The organism is Rhodococcus sp. NPDC056960 (genome assembly GCF_042674125.1).
Classification (GTDB): domain Bacteria; phylum Actinomycetota; class Actinomycetes; order Mycobacteriales; family Mycobacteriaceae; genus Rhodococcus_F.
Map to the genome: position 1 here is coordinate 15,005 of NZ_JBHURF010000051.1, position 17,638 is coordinate 32,642.

At 61.7% G+C, this 17,638-nt stretch carries 13 protein-coding genes; 12 read left to right on the forward strand and 1 reads right to left on the reverse strand.

Annotation, left to right across the window (positions count from 1 at the left end; all coding sequences use genetic code 11):
- Positions 1-699 precede the first annotated feature (699 nt).
- Positions 700-996 (reverse strand): hypothetical protein, encoded by a 297-nt coding sequence (locus ACFTWF_RS42780; protein ID WP_378467116.1) that lies wholly within the window; start codon positions 994-996, stop codon positions 700-702.
- Positions 997-1,775: 779 nt separating this feature from the next.
- Here ACFTWF_RS42780 and ACFTWF_RS42785 point away from each other — a divergent pair.
- The 12 genes from ACFTWF_RS42785 to ACFTWF_RS42840 all read left to right on the forward strand — a co-directional run bounded on the left by ACFTWF_RS42785 (position 1,776) and on the right by ACFTWF_RS42840 (position 17,415).
- Positions 1,776-2,483 (forward strand): hypothetical protein, encoded by a 708-nt coding sequence (locus ACFTWF_RS42785; RefSeq protein WP_378467117.1) that lies wholly within the window; start codon positions 1,776-1,778, stop codon positions 2,481-2,483.
- Between the two features lie 913 nt (positions 2,484-3,396).
- A complete protein-coding gene (locus ACFTWF_RS42790) occupies positions 3,397-4,365 on the forward strand; it encodes a ParA family protein (protein WP_005574273.1) in 969 nt (322 codons plus the stop codon).
- A 1,202-nt stretch (positions 4,366-5,567) separates the two neighbouring features.
- Entirely contained in the window at positions 5,568-5,825 is a 258-nt protein-coding gene (locus ACFTWF_RS42795; RefSeq protein ID WP_378467118.1) for a hypothetical protein, read from the forward strand.
- A gap of 230 nt (positions 5,826-6,055) precedes the next feature.
- Entirely contained in the window at positions 6,056-11,395 is a 5,340-nt protein-coding gene (locus tag ACFTWF_RS42800) for a telomere-binding protein (RefSeq protein WP_378467119.1), read from the forward strand.
- Positions 11,395-12,126: a terminal protein gene (locus tag ACFTWF_RS42805; protein ID WP_378467120.1), complete on the forward strand. Its 732-nt coding sequence runs from the start codon at positions 11,395-11,397 to the stop codon at positions 12,124-12,126. The genes ACFTWF_RS42800 and ACFTWF_RS42805 overlap by 1 nt, the downstream gene beginning before the upstream one ends.
- A 96-nt stretch (positions 12,127-12,222) precedes the next feature.
- Positions 12,223-12,762: a hypothetical protein gene (locus ACFTWF_RS42810; RefSeq protein WP_378467121.1), complete on the forward strand. Its 540-nt coding sequence runs from the start codon at positions 12,223-12,225 to the stop codon at positions 12,760-12,762.
- Positions 12,759-12,920 carry a hypothetical protein gene (locus ACFTWF_RS42815; protein WP_378467122.1) on the forward strand — a complete coding sequence of 54 codons (162 nt, stop codon included), beginning with the start codon at positions 12,759-12,761 and terminating at the stop codon, positions 12,918-12,920. Before ACFTWF_RS42810 ends, ACFTWF_RS42815 begins: the two co-directional genes overlap by 4 nt.
- Positions 12,890-13,486: a hypothetical protein gene (locus ACFTWF_RS42820; RefSeq protein WP_378467123.1), complete on the forward strand. Its 597-nt coding sequence runs from the start codon at positions 12,890-12,892 to the stop codon at positions 13,484-13,486. The genes ACFTWF_RS42815 and ACFTWF_RS42820 overlap by 31 nt, the downstream gene beginning before the upstream one ends.
- Before the next feature lie 181 nt (positions 13,487-13,667).
- Positions 13,668-14,672, forward strand: coding sequence for a DUF3560 domain-containing protein (locus ACFTWF_RS42825; RefSeq protein WP_378467124.1), 1,005 nt, complete (start codon positions 13,668-13,670; stop codon positions 14,670-14,672).
- Positions 14,669-15,016, forward strand: a complete 348-nt coding sequence (locus tag ACFTWF_RS42830; RefSeq protein ID WP_378467125.1) for a hypothetical protein — start codon at positions 14,669-14,671, stop codon at positions 15,014-15,016. The genes ACFTWF_RS42825 and ACFTWF_RS42830 overlap by 4 nt, the downstream gene beginning before the upstream one ends.
- Positions 15,017-15,325: 309 nt before the next feature.
- Positions 15,326-16,213, forward strand: a complete 888-nt coding sequence (locus ACFTWF_RS42835; protein WP_378467126.1) for a DUF4192 family protein — start codon at positions 15,326-15,328, stop codon at positions 16,211-16,213.
- Between the two features lie 212 nt (positions 16,214-16,425).
- The gene (locus ACFTWF_RS42840) at positions 16,426-17,415 is read left to right on the forward strand and encodes a DUF4192 domain-containing protein (protein WP_378467127.1); all 990 of its coding nucleotides are present in this window, start codon (positions 16,426-16,428) and stop codon (positions 17,413-17,415) included.
- Positions 17,416-17,638 lie beyond the last annotated feature (223 nt).

Below are 17,638 nucleotides of genomic sequence, written 5' to 3' on the forward strand. Positions count from 1 at the left end.
GGTGACGGTATTCCCCAGGTCAAGGACACCGCTGCCATCAACATGAGCACCCGAAGGTACTGGAACATCACCTTTCCGAGTCACGGCGAGCTCGCAGCAGACGAATGTGCGGTACTCGGTCTCCGGACTCTCGCGAGGAGCATGGAGGGGCACATCGCCGGCGGATGGATTCCACCCCGACACGCACACGCAATTGCTCACCCGACTGTTCGCTGAGGTCAACCTCTCCCCCACCTGGTATCAGAGCGCTGATATCAGGCAATTGACAGCTGGCGCTCTAGCGGTACTACCGACACACACCCACTGCATAACAGACTTGCAGCCTCTGGGGCGTTTCGGTCAGGAACGCCCGCCACAGCGCCGCTCAGATGGCAAAGGAAGCCGCCGCTCGCTTCAGCGCGCTCGAACATTTCGCAGCTGCGGCTCGGACTGCCAGTGTCAACCCGATGACGAACTGAGAGCCAGATGCTCCGACGCGATCTCCAGATCCCACCGCGAATCCTCGGATTCTTCCGGCGCCTTCGCGGTCGTCACATTGCAGGGTTGTGGGTTCTTGCGGCCCCTCTCGTCAGCGCGATCGATGGTGTCGCCGCGACCGGGACGACCGTCCACTCACTTCTGGCCGTCCCCGTCGCTGTTGCGCCGATGATTGTCTCCGCGCTCTGGGCGGTCGCGAACAAGAAGTAGGGCTCGTCGGCGCTACTCTGCCGCCTGTATGCGTTCGTCGTCCCCGAAGAGGTACCCCGTCAGGGCCGCTGTGATCAGATGCGACCGCGACTTCGCGGCAAGATCGATGACAAGTTGATCGATGACGTCGAAGTCCGCCTTGAACAGGCGGTATGTCACTTGCGTCTCGGCATCGTCACGTGACGTTTTGGCGCGAATGCCTCGGGGTGCGAAGAGCCCTCCCCCGATTCGGCCACCGGGATACAACAACTCGGGCAGACGGTCGTGCGTCGCCTCGATCGCGACAATGAAGATCTGACCGTTGGTCATTCCTGTCTGCTCGCGAAGCTGCTCGAGTTTCGCGTGGCACTTTGCCGGCACTCGAACACTGGACGACTTCCCTCCGCTGTCCAGATCCGTCACCACGGGCCTTCGTTCGGGTGGCGCTTCTCGAGACGGCTCGTCAACTCCCGAATCCTCCCCACCCTCAATGAACTGGGATGCGATGTGTTCGACCGATCGAGCAGCCGGTGACCGAAAGGTCGAAGCTAACGGACGGTGTCCCCCGGTGGCTTGAGGTTGACCATGTTCCTGCGTCACGACGATGTACTCCGATGCTGAACAGGGAGCGAGGCGCGCTCGCTCGAACCCAAATGATCTTGATGTGCTTTATACAGCCCGCCCTGGACTACTTCGACCAACAGTCCAAACGACCAACAGTGCATGAAGGGCGCGCTTTCAACGTTAAACGTGACGTTGTAAGAAGAACATAGACCAACACTGACATACGCCGAAGAGAGTAGCGCAACTTCGCGTGAGCGGTATCGACAGATGTTGTGCAATCGGTCTCAATAGCGCCCCAGACGCATCCCATAATCGTCCCAGTTTTGCATCTCATTGGTTTGCTAGAACTATGGGACAGCTTATAGTCACGTTGACTTGGACTAGTACCAATTGTGGGACGCTGTTGGGATGCTTCGTGAAGGATTTTGGGAGAGCTATGTAGCACTAGTTGCGCGTTTCTCTAGATGCTTTGATTGTCATGCTCGGTATCTACGTGTTGTGCGCTAGAGCTCCGCCTTAAAAACGTTTGGGACGATTGCATAACTATGGATGACACACCTATCGCCCGATGTCATCATGTTCGTATGACGGTGCCAAACGGTGAGGGCCTCGAGCTTGGCCGCCCGTGGATCGAAGATCTGCGCTGGCACCGCGATCAATACAGACAGTCTCGCTTTCAATGGAGTGGCAGTGATGCGCTCCTCGCGGCTACAGAATTCACCCACGGGCGCCAGGACTTCACCTCACTGATGGATCTGCGCGAGCTGAATCAGGGCCGGCGCGCTGCCACTGAGTACGCCGCAGTCTGCCAACGCGCGTTCGGAGAGGCTGTAAGGCAGGCGCGTCGGTCCATCTGCCCAACTTCCTGGGTCCCCGTTTCCATCGAACTGGACTCGACAGTCGACGACTGTTCGGTCAGCTCTCACTTCGCGACCTGGTCGAGCGCTGCAGATAGAACAAACACCCAGGTGGATCGGGTTCAACGGATTGTCGACGGCCTCTACTTCTCGAACCCATTGATCCGGGCCTGGGAGCTCAAGCAGCTCTGGGACCTGTACACGGCCGCCGAGAACATTCTCGAGGACACCTTGATCGACCTCGTTGTCGAGCTCGACGGACATCGTCGAGCTCAGGACATTGCCGATGCGATCGGCGTCTTCACCGCGGCGGGCCTCAGTCATCGGATAGACCTCCAACGAAGCCAGCGCGGCGTCGTCGGTGATCCCCGCAGAACACCGCATCAGTACAGGTAGAGGCCCTCTTCACGCATGTGTTCACGCAAAGGATTCCCCATACATTCACGCGCGTAGACCATCCCGACGGGACATTTGCCCTGGGCCGCACTCGACGTTCGATCCGCAGAGTTTTCCGCTCGGGTGCCAGTGCGCTCTCACGCACTGTGCCTAGCACCGAATTACGGCACCCTGTCACGTATCTGATTCGGTTCACCCGCTCGCGCTCGAACCAGCAGCGGCGCACGTAGCTGCTCACGTCTTACAACCAGTGGTGTTGCCCGCATTGACGACAGGATCAAGTTCACGCGCACGTACCGGCATTGCCTCCCGTGTCTGATCACTCACTCAAACACGCGTTGTTACCGGCATGCAGTCACGTGCAATCCGTCGCGGTTAATCACGCCCACTTCCACGTAGGTTGTCCCGCTCCGCATCCTGCATGACATCATGCCTGGCTTCACGTAGTTCTTCACGCATGATGTCCCGTTGTTATTCTTGCTGCTTCACACGCGTTATCCACTGCATACCGTCACGTTGTATCTCCCGCTTGTCGCCAGGCGGATTCACATGCATGAAGACCCGTGTTGCTATCTGCAGTTAGGTCCGCGTATTTTCCCACCTGCCTACACGCCTGGTGCTACGCCAGTTAGCATGCTTGTTCTCACGCTGTCGGCCACGCCTGTTCACGCGCATGTTTTCACACCGGCAGCCATGCCTGTTAACACGCCTATCAGCACGCTTGTCATCACGCTTAACTCCACGCTTGACTACCCGCCTTGCCTCATGCGGTTGACCCCGTAGCATCTCACGCGTTTGCTCACGCAGATCTACCTACGGTTCACCCCGCGTGGCATACAGCAAGTTGTCCAGGAATCCTGCTAGCTTCACTGGGAACCACTCGTCACAACCAAAGTCCAATGGGAGAACTGCCATGTCCATGCATGTCGTCGAGACCTCAACTGCGGAGCAGCAGGAACTGCCGGTGTCGTTCGGATTCTTCAACGGCAAGGGGGGAGTGGGAAAGACAAGCTGTGCCGCCAACTGCGGCGGACTCCTTGCCGCCGCCGGATACCGAGTTCTGATCGGTGACTTCGACCCCCAGGGGAACCTGTGCCGCGATCTGGGCTACGACAAGCGAGACGGATCTGAACTGTTCACCGCGCTCCTGCAAGGGTCCGCGCCTCCGATCGTCCACAATGTCGGGGGCCGCGAGAATCTCGATGTGGTGCCGGGTGGTCCCGCGATGTTCGACCTGGCGGCCGTCATGGTTTCCCGGCAGCAGCGTCAGGGTGGTAAGCGGCTCGGACAGCTCGTTCGCGCCATGCTGCTGCAGGTTGCGCACAACTATGACGTGATCATCTTCGACACTCCGCCCGGTGATTTGACCATCATGGAGGCACTGATGGAGGTCGTCCAGGCTGTGGTCATCCCAGTCAGGGCGGACGACGCAAGCCTCGACGGGTTGGAAACGATTGCCGGCCAGTTCTCGGCGACACGGGATGGTGATCCAGACCGTAATCTGCCGGCTGTCAACCCGCGGCTGCAGTTGGCAGGTATTTGCTTGTTCGGTGTGGGCTCGCGTTCAACCAAGCTCACGGCGAAGATCCGTCAATCCGTCAACGAGATGATCGGGGATGCCGCCCCGATCTTCGAATCCCGGATCCGGACGATGGAATCTACTGCCTATGATGCCCGACGGGAGGGCTTGTTGGTCCATGAGCTGGAACAGCAGACCGAAGTCGCCAAAGTCGCACGTTTCGCCGCTTTGAAGAAGGGCGCCAAACCGACGGATCAGATACTTTCGCGCAATGCGTCCGGGTTGGCCGAGGACTACGCAGAACTGACACGCGAAATCCTCGTGCGCCTGTCGACCATCAGCGAGGAGGTGGCTTCGGCATGACCGAAACCAGCACTCCCCGTCGCAAGAGCCTTGCCAGTGCTTTCGCTCCGAAAGGTAACCGAGCGGAGGGTTTGGCCGGCCTCCTTCCGACTGCTGGCAGCCCCACCCAGCCGCGGCGCCCTACCCCGGTCACCGAGGTAGAACCAGCCGCGGAGGAGACTCGGCCTGTCGAGAAGGCGCCTGCAGCGCAGGAGCCGCCACAAGCTCAGGCCGAATCACCCGCGCCTACTACTGCGGTGCCCGTGCCAGTTCGCTCCGAGTCGGTCAGTAAGCCAGAACCAACCCCACCACCCACACCCACCGAGAAGCAGGCTCCCATTTATGAGCCTGCCCCGGACCCGACCCCGGTCACCGACGATGATGTCGAACCTTCGACGGAAATTGGGAAGGTGACCGTGACGGCTTACCTGGATCGCGCCACGCGTGATGCACTGCAGAGCCGCGCGGCCGAACGTAGATGTGATCACGCTGATGTCGTTATCGAGGCCTTCGATTCTGTGGGGATCGCGGGACTTCGCAGCCTGTTCCAACCGGTGGCCGGGCGATCCGCAGCCGGGATCCCGGTGCATCAGGAGCCATTTGCGGTCAAGGGTCCCGTTGAGACGTGGTTCCGGTTCACGACGGCTCAGCGGGAGTGGCTTGACGCTCAAGTGAAGGTGGTCGGGTCGAAGTCCCGGAGCCGGCTTCTCGCTGGTGTCTTGTCGCTGCATCTTCAGACGGCGTCTCGCTAGTGACGATGGGGTAGGGCGACGGGGGAGTAGAACCTCGCCGCCCTACCTCTCAGTCGATTCCCGACAGCTCAGCGGTGGTGCACGCGAAGGCACTTCGGGTGTCTTTGAACCCACTCCCCACCCCACTCCCCACCCCACTCCCCACCGTCGTGGGGAGTGGTATTTACCGTTTGATCAGGTATTTCTTCCCACTCCCCCCACTCCCCACCGATTGGCCCCACAGGTCACACGTAGGGGTAGTTGTTCATCTGAAACCGCGGTCGGGCGAGTTTGGTCAAACAGTCCATGCTCCGCGGCATGATGCGGCGACGAAGATCTTGTTTCCCATCTGTCACACAGCATTGGGTCGAAGGATCTTCCTCTAACCAGAAGCGGATTTTTGGTGAAGGTGAGGGGATGCACGATGAACGGCGACACACCGACAACACGACCTTCGACGTTTCCGAAGCAGTTTCTGTTTAGGCTCATCGCATGGGACGGCCACACAAGGGAACGCGCAAGTGCATATCAGTTCGTGCACCCCTTCAACAGCACAGCTTCTACGAAGCACGCGCCGAAGAGCTCGGACTTGAGCTCGGCGACTACGCCCTGCTCGTCATGGCCCGTGCGTACAACCTGGATGTCCCCGACTACATCCTCAAGAAGTTGGACCCGGAAAAACTACGGGCTCACGACGAGCGCTATGCGGTCTGCGAATCGTCCGACAACGAACTTTCAATCTCGGCATGACCTGGCCATAAATAGCGAAAGACCCCCACTGCTTGGCGGCCTGCGGGGGTCCTTCGATCCGTTGATTACGAACTGAGTCCTGGAGGGGACCTTGTTCATAAATACGAGTCCTGGAGGGGACCTGTGCCCATACTAACCCGGGCCGCACCGCGCTTGCCAGATCTCCTGGCGCGTGTGTCTGAGGCGGCTTCGTGACTGCTATCACTACTGGAGCCAACGAGAAGGGTCGGATGTCGTCATTCGACCGGGTTCGTGCTGCTGCCGAACGCAATGGCGGGGTGACCGAACGCGGCTCTACCCAACTGATGGCACGGTGCCCGATACATGGCGACCGTCACGCGTCGATGTCAGTGACCTGGGTCGATGGGCATCGGGGAGGAATGGTGCTGCTTCACTGCCACGGCTGTGAAGCTCCCGTCTCGGAGATCGCCGACGGCCTCGGGTTGTCGATGACCGATCTCTTCGACGAACCGCTGTTTGGTCGCGACGCGCTCACACGCGTAGGCCGATCTCCGCACCAACGTGGTGCTGGGCGGCGTAGACCGAAGGGAGGACGACTGCCCGCCCGAATCGCGTTTCCAGACGTAACACCGGACGCGCAACACCGGTGGGATCGGGTCAAAGTCTACCCGTACGTATCAGCCGACGGTGCCTTGGTCCAGGAAGTGATCCGAGAGGAATGCACGAGCTGTGAAGCTGGCCGGCACAAGCAGTTCCGACAGATTTTCGTGGATGCCGCAGGGACCCGGCTCAAGCGTAAGCCGGAGGGTTTTGAACCGGTCTTGTATCGACTACCGGAACTGCTGTCGGCAATCTCGAGCCATTCGCCTGTGTGGTTACTCGAGGGGGAGAAGGATGTCGAGACAGCCGAGTCGCTTGGACTGGTTGCCACGACCAATGCTCAAGGCGGACTGAACTTCCCTCTCTCATGTGCTGACCTTTTCGAAGGCGCTGAGGTTCGCGTAGTGCTTGATCGCGACTCCGTCGGATGGAAGCGGGGTATCGAACTCGCATCTCTATTGGGTGGCAGTGGTGCCCAGGTCCAGCTCTTGCTGTCCGCACCGGCGGCACCTAAATCTGATTTCACCGACCACGTCGATGACGGCCAATGGTTGACCGACTCGACGTGGGGTGGTCTCATCCCTGTTCGGTCCGGGGAGGTCGCTGCCCACGGCTTTGCTGCCGACGTAATCGAGAAGCAAGCACTAATCGAACTTGCGCTGGCAGAAGCGACCGCCAGAGCTGATCGTGCAGATGGGCGGGACGGAGACGAAGAGTTCCGACGCGCACAACGTTGGGCGCTCGAATCGGAGCGACGTTTCGAAGATTTGACTGAACTTCTGGACAAAGTTCGACAGCAGGCCGCGGCTGAAGGCACCGATTGGGCGGGAGAAGCGGTCGAGAATGCCATGACCGCATGGCGTGCTGCGCGTGTTGCAGCGCGAGCGGCACACGATGTCGCGCGAGTTCCCATTCCGCCGATTCTGCAAGATCCCGAGCTTGAGCCCGTACCGGGTGCGGTTCAGGACTCGCTCAGCCCAGTTGATTTACAGTCGGTCCGGTCCGGCTCGGAAAGCCTGGCCACGCCACTGAACACGATCCGGGGGCGCAACTTTATTGCTCCGGTGTATCGGATCATTGACGGGAACTTGGTCGAAATCGTCACGACCAAGAGCGGTGATCAACAGGCGAAACTCGTACTGGACCTCGATGCCCGGATCGTTGAGATGGAGTATCTCGAAGTTGCCGAAGCGGGTATTGACGTCGACGAGCCGGAGTTGATGGGCCGAGCGCCGATGGCCGGTCAGAGTGAAGTCAACCCCGCCGCACCTCAAGAACTCACCGCAGTGGTTATCGGCTACACCCATCCGGAGAGCCGAGAGTTTCTGCGGATTCGGATCCCGGCGAAGGAGTACCGGGATTGCGGCTGGGTCGATACCTTGCCAGGTCCGCCTGCCTACGACTCTCGCCCCAGCGGAGTGGCGAAGCTGCGAGATGCACTCAAGGGCGCAGGTGGGCGCGAAATCCAACGGGTGGTGCGATACCGCTCCACAGGGTGGCGCCGCGATGATCAGGGAAAGTGGTTCTTCGTTCATGCTGGGGGAGCCATCGACGAGAACGGCGGACGGGTAGCCCCCGTTCTGCTGACCGGCCCCCTGAAGATGTATGACCTTCCCGCACCGACGCCCGACCCAGTAAGGATCCGAGAAGCATTCCTTCTTCATTCCGGCTCGATGCTCGAACGCACCCCGACGCGGGTTTCGGCCGCTCTACTTGGGCAGGTATTCAGGTCCGCATTGGGTCCGAACCCGTGGGTTCTTACGTTGGTCGGATCGCCTAACAGCTACAAGACCTCACTCGCATCATTGGCGATGCACCACTGGGGAGAGAAATGGGATCGCCGGCGACCGGCGACATCGATGTCGGGCAACGGCGACACATTGAATGCATTGCGTATCAAGCTTAACGCCGCAAAAGATGCTCTGTACTGGGCGGACGATGTCGCACCAACCCGAGACTTCGGGACTGCGCAGAAGGCACTCGAAGAGTTCGCTCGCATGGTGCACAACGGTGAGCAACGCTCGAGAAGCACACGTGATGGTCTCGGTGTTCTGGACGGAACCCCACCCCGCGCGTCTGCCTTGGTCACCTCCGAGATCATGCCGCGGCCAGGATCTGCAGCTCAGCGGATGCTCGTGGTGCCGTTACAGGCGCGGGAAATCGAACTGAACGTTTTGAAGGAACTCGATACTGCGCATTCCCGTCATGGCCGTGCCTTGTTGATGGCCACGTACCTGCAGTGGTTATGTCCTCGGTTGGACAGTGTCCGCGCTGAGGCGTTTGCCGAAGGTGAGCGGTATAGCGAGCGTTTGCGCACGAGTGGCGAAAGTGTTCGTCAAGCAGACGCTTTGGGGTCTCTGTGGGCGGGCTGGCATGCGATGTCACGTTTCCTTGTTGATGTCGGGGCGTTAACGGAGAACGAAGTCGCGCAGGTCGGGGACCTGGTCACGATGGGCTTGTCTGATGCCGCTGCTGCGGCGACTGACCCAGATCTGCCCATGCGGACCGGTGCGCGAGTACGGGAGTTGTTGGTACACGCACTGAGAAATGGCCACGCCTACGTGGAAGACGTCGACACCGGGCAAGCTCCCGCGGATTGGTCGATGGCTGCATGTCTTGGATGGCGGCGCAGTGTGGTGGGTGAAACATCCGACGGCACCCCTCGATGGCGTGCGGAAGGTCGAGGCGTTCGATTGGGATATGTCGTCGCCAACCCGCGGCCGTGCGACGGTCAACCACAAGTCTTGTTGGACCCGATGGCCCTCGAACAGGTGTTGAAGGCCACTGGTCAGACGATGACCGATACCTTGCAGATCGATCGTGGTACCGCCTTGAGGGCTCTCTATGACGAGGGCGTGCTGATCGCGGAGGAACGGAAAGGCCGGATGCCGCGGTACACGGTGCAGCGGATGGTCAAGTGCGAAAACCGCAGGCAGCGCATGGTTGCACTGCGGCTACACAAGTTACTCGGTAGCGATGATCCGGAAGACCAAGTAACCAGCGATGCAGGATCAAGTGACCCGACACCCGGCGGCGATTCCAGCGACTCGTCCACGCCTGATGTACCCGGTGGTCCGGCTCTGTTCGACGGTTGGCTCGCCGATCTGAACAGTCCAGGGCCCGGCGTAGCTTCGGGTGACTCGTCGAACGAAGTCATGAGCCGGACCAGCTCTCATTCCGAACAGGAGCCTGAGATGGCTATCGAGACCGATGCCGAGGGGCATTCCGCTGATGGAGTGCAGATTTCACCGGTTTCCACCTGCGCCCTGTGCGGCGGCGAGGACGCCGGATGGCAGATCGACGGCTTGGTGATGCACCTTCCCTGCTGGTGGCAGAGCACCGCCGCCACCCGATCTGCAGCTGCAGCACCCGGGGACACAGTCGGACAGGTTTCGCCAATGGTTGTGGACGAGCTGGAGTCGGCTCCCGTCGAAACGACGTCTCCTGACACTGCTGCAGCAACGCCGGCCATCGTCGCGACGGCGGAGACCACGCAGCAGCCGACCATGACAACCCCGGCGCCGAATCCTGCAGCAGGAGAAGCACCGACCACCTTCACCGCACCCGCGGCAGTACTCGATGTCGATGGCGCATGGCTACCCGATGGCACCCGTCACGACCTTGCCTCGCAGATCACCCATGTCGGCGATGTCGCGGAACTCGTAGCGACGTTGAACCTCGGCACGTGGACGTCCGACAAATGGTCGGTGCCTGGGCAGATCTGGATCACCGACGCGATGGCGCAGCACGTGGGAATCGACACCAGCAGTTTGGGCAAGCGCAATCGAAACGACCGGCTCAAGGAACTGACCGCACAATCTCCGTTCGTCACAGAGGCTCTCGCCGAGGGCTGGCAGCTCGGCGGCAAGGAGGGGGACCGGCTCGGCACTTGGACCCGCGTGTGGAAGGGCGAGACGCGTGGTGTCTGGGTGGCGCTGGTCTCCGGCATGAGCCAAGACCCCAAGGAGATGCCCATTCTTGGTGACTCGCCGGCACCCGCCACTCTGGCGCGGCGCCTGTCACTGCTTGCAGGTGCTCTGCGTTTCCCCTGGGCTGTGAGCCCGGCATCGACGGGCATCGACCTGATGATCGCCGCCCGGCCGAAGGAGTGGAAGCGCGTATTCGCATCGTCGGACGCGGAGTTCGCGAAGAAGTTTCAGATCTTCGAGGCAGATATCGACTGGTCACGGACCTTGTCTGACGAGGAAGCGAAGTGCCGTTACGTTCATGCCTTCGACCGCGGCGGTTCGTACGCGGCAGGAATCGCCGGCCTCGAACTTCCGATCGGCGAGCCTGTGCATCATTCGAACGGTATGCCGTTCGACCGTAAGCTCCCCGGGTACTGGCTCGTGGAGATCCCCGAGTGCGCGGACTGGCGGCTCCCGAATCCTCTCAACCCGATGGGTTTGTCAATTTCCGAGCCGAAGTGGGTGACCACACCCACCCTCGAACGCGCCAGCAGTCTCGGGTACGAACCGGAGATTCTGGAGGCCTACGTGTGGCCAGATCACGGACGGGTCCTCGTCCCGTGGTACGAGCGGATCCGGGATGCGCGGACCGCCTTGGACGTCAAGGACGATCTCGACGCGCAGTTGGCTCGCGAACAGAACAAAGTCATCTATACGCACACGATCGGCATTCTCAATTCCGATCTGCACTTGGCAGGACGCCCAGGATATTCACCGGAGCGTCACCACCACATCGTCGCCAAGTCGCGGGCCAACATCATGTACCGGATAGCTCAGATCGGCGAGGACACCGGACAATGGCCCGTCGCGGTCACCAAGGACACCGTGCTCTACGTGTCGGATGAATCCGATCCCCGGCTGGCGTGGCCTGGAGAACCGAAGCAATTCGGACGTGGTTTCGGCCAGTACAAGCCGGAAGGATCCGCGCTCCTCGCCGAACATCAGCAGTACCTGGACGGCAAGGGCTACCGGGGCAAGTCGGATCTGATCGCGCCGGCTGAGTGGATGTCTGCCGACATCAGCGCGGGAAGTGACTCGTGATGGCACGGAAGCCCCTCAGCCGCGCTGCCTATTCGCGGATTGCCGACAGTCTGGCGGACTACGGCTCTGTGGTGGGCAACCAGATCAATGTCGTAAGAGCCGCCAAAGAACTTCGTGTTACCCAGACAGCGGTGCGTGAAGTGCTGCGCGCTGAGCGCGGAAAGATGCAATCGGAATTCTTCGGCACGCTGACAGGACGCCGAGGCGCCGACACTTCCGGTCGACCTGGATCCGCCAACCTCAAGGCTCAGCTTCTTGCCGCCTACGGGCCCGGCAAACGGAGCGAAATCAACACTGCCGCCGCAGCACGCGATCTTGGGGTCTCTCGACGCACCGTGGAGCGCTGGTTGGCCCCGGAAGGTCGGCAGCGAATCGCCAAACCACGAGCCGAGACCCTCAAAGCCCTAGCCCACAAGGCCAAACGAGCGGCATCTACGCAGAGCGCACGCCGCGCGGCGATGTCGACTATGCGAAGCAGCAAGCAAGGTAAGGCGCTGGCCAAATACGGCGGCAAGATCAGGATCGATGCTGTTCAGGGTCCGGGACCGCGGGAGTACGCCCGGGATCGGCTGATCACCTTGGCGCTGACGCCCGACCAGGTCGAGGCGATGTGGAGTGCGTATGAACGCGGTGGCGACAAGGGAATGACCGACTGGATGAACACGCGAGCGCAGGACTACGTCGGTGGGTGGGAGTTCTTTCAAATTAACAGCTTCGACGTGGAACGGTAAGTTGTGGTCGGCCATCGAGGGCCTCGCTGGACGCGCAAACGTCTCGAGGCGATGCTCCGGACCTGTTACGGCGAAACTGCCGGTGGAAGTGTTGACATGCAGGCGGTCGCGGACGCTATGCAGGTCTCGTCGCGCTCCGTTAGGCGATGGTTGGCCGGATCTAACCGACAGTTGGCGGCCGTCCCACATCGTCGACTCGAGCAGCTGCGTCTGCCAGCCGCCGAGTCTGAGTTGCGGGGCCGGCAGCAGGCCAACTACGCCCGCGAGGCGATCGCCCAGATCGCTCTCCCGAAGGACAAAGGAATTTTGCCTGTTTGGCGTGACCGGGGTTGGCTCGACCCACACGTCGTGGCGATTCTTGACATCACTGGCAAGCCCTGGAAGCAGATTGTGATCAGCAATGGTTCGGCCCGCTCGATGAGTGAGTTCCGACGCCGCGGCTCCATCGTCGATGTCACGACGGTGCCGACGCGTTTCCATGGTGTCGTGCTTGCTCAGGAAGTGCTCGATGAGATCGAGCCGTGGAGGTTGCACCCGCTACCGGAGTTGCTTCCTCATGGTCGTACGCATGTGTGGTCGAACGACGCGCCGACAGTCGATCTGTCGGTGTTAGCTGTGTCGAAGGAGTTGAGATGACAAACGAGAAGGAGATGAACATGGACAACGAAGCTAGCTCTGTCGAGAAACGAGCCAAGGCGCTGCTTTCGGAGTTCGTGCTCGAGAACAACGCCGAGGGAGCGCACCGTCGTAAGGTCGATCTTTCGTGGTCATCGTCGGGCCGCTCACTGCCGTGATCGATTCAGTGGGGCCGCACCCATGGTTGCGCGTGAAAGATCCGCAGCCGTTGCCTGAGGCATCGAAGCCAGCACTGTTGGCGCGTCAGCTGCGAGAGCTGGACGAGAACAGCCTCGGCCGGCTGATACGCGATCACCTTGTGCCGCTCAGTTCGGACCGCAGTTATCGCACGCGGTGGAATGGATTCTGGTCATCTCTCGGGTTCGACCCGGTGCTGCGTGACCGCGCGACGAGGATCATCAATGGATTTCTCGATCTTGCTGAGGGAGCGCTCGAAGCCAACGATCAGGATGACAATCAAACTAAGCGCACCGAGAAGTTCTTCGATCGGTGTGAGGGTGCGCTCGATCGGATCCTGAAGCGCGAGAACGAACCGCTCGCCTGGGCGGGTGCGGCAGCAATGACGTTCAATCCGCCGGCTCGGGCAGTGATTGACCAGCTCGTGTCTGCCATCGAGAAGCACCGAAGCGATCTGGACAACGAAGCGCTGTGGACGACACTCGACAGCGTCCGGAAGCAGTCCCTGGGCGGATCTGGACCGCGGAAACGCCGATCTCAACGGTGACATAGTCACTCGGTTACAGCGCCAGTCAGTCGCTAGACACAAACGTCCCCGGCACCGGATGTGCCGGGGACGTTTTCACTGTTCAGGGGCTGTTTTTGACGATGCGCGGGGGTAGATTCGGTGTTGTCCTGTTGAAGGGCGGACTGACCATCTGCCCCCTTGTTTTGGGAGTTGTTCTGGCATGCTGACGATTTCACATAGCGCGGCCGAAGGGACCTTGATAGAGGGGACGTCGCGCGGCGATGGCACGAGCGAGGCGTTGAAAGCACTGGGGTGGCGGTGGTTTCGTTCGCTCGGGACCTGGGGTATCCGCGGGAGCCGGGATCGGGCGCCGAAGTTGCACTTGATCGAGAGCACTGCGGCGGCGTTGCACGCTGCTGGGTTCGAGGTACAGATTGAGATCGATGCCACCGCGCGGCCAACTGCCGAGGTCGAGGCCGATCGGATTGAGCGTCAGGCCGGCCGCGTCGCTGCACTCGAAGACAAGGCGCAGCGACGAGCTGATCAGGCCGGCCAAGCATGTGAGGCTGACCGGCGCGCACACGATGCGCTTCCGGAGGGTGGCGAGCCGATTCACGTGGGGCACCATTCGGAGAGGCGACACCGGAGGTCGATCGAGACCGCGCATCGCACGCTCGGGCTGGCCGTGGCTGCCGAGGAGGATGCGAAGGCGGCTCGGCGGCGGGCTGAGTCGGCGGCGGTGACGACGTCGGCTCGGTACAACCCGGAGACGGTCAAGAACCGTATCGACTCGCTGCAGGCGAGCCAGCGTGCAGATCAGCGGCTTTTGGACGGGCACGAACGGACATTGTTCGTCGTGCGGGGAGTCAAGCAGGTCGAGAAGACTGCGCCGGTCGAGGGTGCTTACCGGGAATCGGTTATTGCTCGGATGGAGGAACGCACAGATCAGATCTCGTATTGGGAGGGAGTTCGCGCGGAGCAGATCTCATCGGGGCAAGCAACGAACTACGGGCCCGAAGACATCGCGAAGGGCGATCAGGTTCAGCGTCGCGGCCAGTGGTACAGAGTCGTTCGTGTGAACAGGAAGACCGTGAGCATCCCCTCGATCGTAGGTGGGGGCTGGACGGACAAGGTTGCGTATCACGAGCTCAGCGGCCATATCCGCGCCGAGGCTCAGAAAGAGCCGGCGGAGACCTTTGTCGACGTGGAGGACGACCGGTCATGAATAAGTTCCGATCCGAGATCCACAGTGGCGAGTTTCGGTGCTCACGGCACTACCCGGTTTCGCGGCGGGTGGAAGATGCCGCAGCACAAGCGTTTATCGAGTGCTTGCCTGGTTCGGAGTGGCCTCCGGTGAACACTCAGTTCGCCGATGTCTTCCGGCTGGCGGCCTGGCGCCTTCTGGTGCCGATCGAGACTGTCGCTGCGCTGGACTGCTCGACGCTGACCGGGCGGGACTGGTCAGCGCTGGCGGCGGACGCACAATCAGAGTGGATCGATCGGGCACGCGCGAGCATTGCTCGGCTCACGCGCATGCCGCACTGGAAACGGCTTAGTTGCACAGCCTGATTGACCGTGACTCAGTGGTGTCCAGCGTGTAGCCACGGCCGGCCGCTGGGCGCCACCGAGTCAGTTTCTGCCGGCGTCCCCGGCACCGAGTGTGCCGGGGACGTTTTCGCTGTTCCAGGGGTGTTTTGTCGGAGGATTCGGCTAGTTTTCGATGTGCAGTAAGTCCAACTTTCAGCGGGTGAGTCTGACCAGCTCACCCACCGACCCAAAGGGGTTTGTGTGATGGAACCGATTCGTATCACTTCGGCAGTGGATGCGGCCGCGTTGGCGGTGAGTCTGGCGGGGCACTTGCCTACGTCGGAGGTTGTGGTGGCTCCGCTCGATGAGAAGGCGTTCGGGACGGTGCTGCTTGCCCAGCTTCCCGAGGTTGTTTCGGAGGCCGATCGTGAGGAGTGGGTCGAGGTCGCACGCGAGCGTGTCGGTGACATCGAGTCGCTTCTGGTGGTGGTGTTCGGCTCACCGGCCCACGCCGAGCTGGTGGTGCAGGCGCTGCGCGAGGCTGCGCCTGATCGGGCGTTTCACGTCTTCGCCTACTTCCAGGGCCAGGCGCGGCGGTTTCATCCGCTGCCGGGGGAGTGGGAATCCGGCGACCTGTCGTCGCATCCGGTCGTGACGCTGGCCTTGACGGAGGGCAAGGTGCGGCTGCAGACGCGTGGGGAGATCCGTGCAGGGTTTGCACCGGCTCAGCTCGGTGAGGAGCGAGCACAGGCGGTCACCGAGGCCGCCACAGCGGAGGTGACCCGAATTGGCCGTGAGGACGCGTTCAGGGCGGCGGAGGAGCTCTCCCGTGATGTCATCGCCCGGTATCTCGAGGAGTACGAGACTCGCGGGGTGTGCGTCAGCGATGAGCACGCAGCGCGGTTGGTGGCGGCGGCCTGGCATACGCCGGTGCGGGATGCGCTGCTGTCGGGCATCACTGTCGAGCATGGCCGGGCGCTGGGCGAGATGTGGCGGCAGGTTGCGGCCGTGACGATGCGGTATCCGGCGGCTGCCCCGCTGATCTTGGCCGGGGTCAGCTTCTGGGTCGGTCGGGACGCGGTAGCGGCCAGGGAGGCGATCTCTGCCGGACTCGAGGCGTTCCCGGATCACCCCTTCGGTCAGGTGATGGAGCAGATGCTCGACGCCGGATTGAACCCGTCGATGTGGGACCAGTTGTGCGCGGCCGTACGCGTGGCCAAGGGTGTCGCCGACCAGTAGTCCAGTGCTGTTGTGAGAGGTGGCCGGCGCGCCCGACCGGCCACCTCTCACAGCTGTGTGCGCCTATGTCCCCGGCACCGGGTGTGCCGGGGACATAGGCGCAGTTCAATGCGGGTTTTTGTCGGATGCATCGGCTAGGTTCTGAGGTGTTCGGAAGTCCAATCCACGGGTGAGTCTGACCAACTCACCCATTCGACTCAAAGGGGTTTGCTGTGAGTGTTTTTCGTATGTCTTCGCCGTCCGATGTTGTTGCCGGTGCGGTCGCGTTGGGCGGTCATCTTCCGGTCGACGAGGTGGCGGTGATGAGCCTTGACCGCCACCCGGCGGCGGTGATGCTGGTCCAGTTGGGTGACGATGCGGAGCAGGAGTCGGGGCGCATCTTGAACGCACTCGAGAGCGCCGCACCGTTGGAGGAGAGCCAGTCGATGCTGGCGGTGGTGTTCGGCCCGGCCGAGCGGGGTGATGTGGTGGGCACGATCCTTGAGCGGCTTCGCCCCGATGCGGTGACCCCGGTGTTCGTGTTTACCGATGGGCTGGTGCGTCAGTGGCACGGGGCCGGGTCCTTGATCGGGCAGCCGGGCATCCCGGTCGATCTGGCGGCGCACCCGATCATCGCCGAGGCACTCGTGGTCGGCTCCACCACGCTCATGACCCGCGCCGAGATGCGAGCGAGTTTCGCACCGGCCCAGCATGGCCCAGACCGCGCCGCCATGGTGGCCGCTGGTTTCGGGCGCGAGCGCGTGATTCTGGCCGCTAGGGACCCGCAGAACGCCGCCGACCGTGCCTACGATTTCGCGTTGGCACCGTACGTGGGTGGAACGGCGGGAGCGGGGGAGCGGGGCATCAGCGTCACGGACGAGCACGCCGCGTGCATCGCGGCCGCGATGCACGATGTACCGGTCCGCGATCTGCTATTCGCCCGGATCGATGCACACAATGCCGATGCCGCCGCCGAGGTAATGCGCCAGGTCGGGGCGGTATTGCCCCATGATCTCGCCGGTGCGGTGATCATTCTTGCCGGAGTGTTTCATTGGGTGAGCCGTCACGCCGCGCTGGCACGTGAGGCGGTGAACGTGGGCTGTGCGCTCGATCCCGCGCACTCATTCGGGAAGCTGTTCGAGCAGTTTCTCAACCACGGGATGAACCCGGCACTGTGGGAGCAGCTGAGTGCTGCGGCGGTACGCGCCCATCAGGACCAGTAGGTAACGAAACAGCGGTGCGGTGATCGAACGGGACGGTTCCGCACCGCTGGATTAGGCCAATCCCGTTGGTAACGAGCACTTCCCAAGTGGTCATTTCTATTGTTCCTAATTCCGTTATACAGCAACCTAACCCGTGACCCAGCGCGCAGCGCGTGGGTGAATTCCGTTATTGGGCGGCTTGCCGCCCAGTCGGTTCAGGCCCCGGGCGCAGCCCGGGGTACCC

Bases quoted from the DNA above. Each gene is read 5' to 3' on its own strand.
- ACFTWF_RS42815 (WP_378467122.1), top strand. From the start codon at position 12,759: ATGACAAACGAGAAGGAGATGAACATGGACAACGAAGCTAGCTCTGTC.
- ACFTWF_RS42830 (WP_378467125.1), top strand. From the start codon at position 14,669: ATGAATAAGTTCCGATCCGAGATCCACAGTGGCGAGTTTCGGTGCTCA.
- ACFTWF_RS42790 (WP_005574273.1), top strand. From the start codon at position 3,397: ATGTCCATGCATGTCGTCGAGACCTCAACTGCGGAGCAGCAGGAACTG.
- ACFTWF_RS42810 (WP_378467121.1), top strand. From the start codon at position 12,223: ATGCAGGCGGTCGCGGACGCTATGCAGGTCTCGTCGCGCTCCGTTAGG.
- ACFTWF_RS42805 (WP_378467120.1), top strand. From the start codon at position 11,395: ATGGCACGGAAGCCCCTCAGCCGCGCTGCCTATTCGCGGATTGCCGAC.
- ACFTWF_RS42795 (WP_378467118.1), top strand. From the start codon at position 5,568: ATGGGACGGCCACACAAGGGAACGCGCAAGTGCATATCAGTTCGTGCA.
- ACFTWF_RS42780 (WP_378467116.1), bottom strand. From the start codon at position 996: ATGACCAACGGTCAGATCTTCATTGTCGCGATCGAGGCGACGCACGAC.
- ACFTWF_RS42785 (WP_378467117.1), top strand. From the start codon at position 1,776: ATGGATGACACACCTATCGCCCGATGTCATCATGTTCGTATGACGGTG.
- ACFTWF_RS42825 (WP_378467124.1), top strand. From the start codon at position 13,668: ATGCTGACGATTTCACATAGCGCGGCCGAAGGGACCTTGATAGAGGGG.
- ACFTWF_RS42800 (WP_378467119.1), top strand. From the start codon at position 6,056: ATGTCGTCATTCGACCGGGTTCGTGCTGCTGCCGAACGCAATGGCGGG.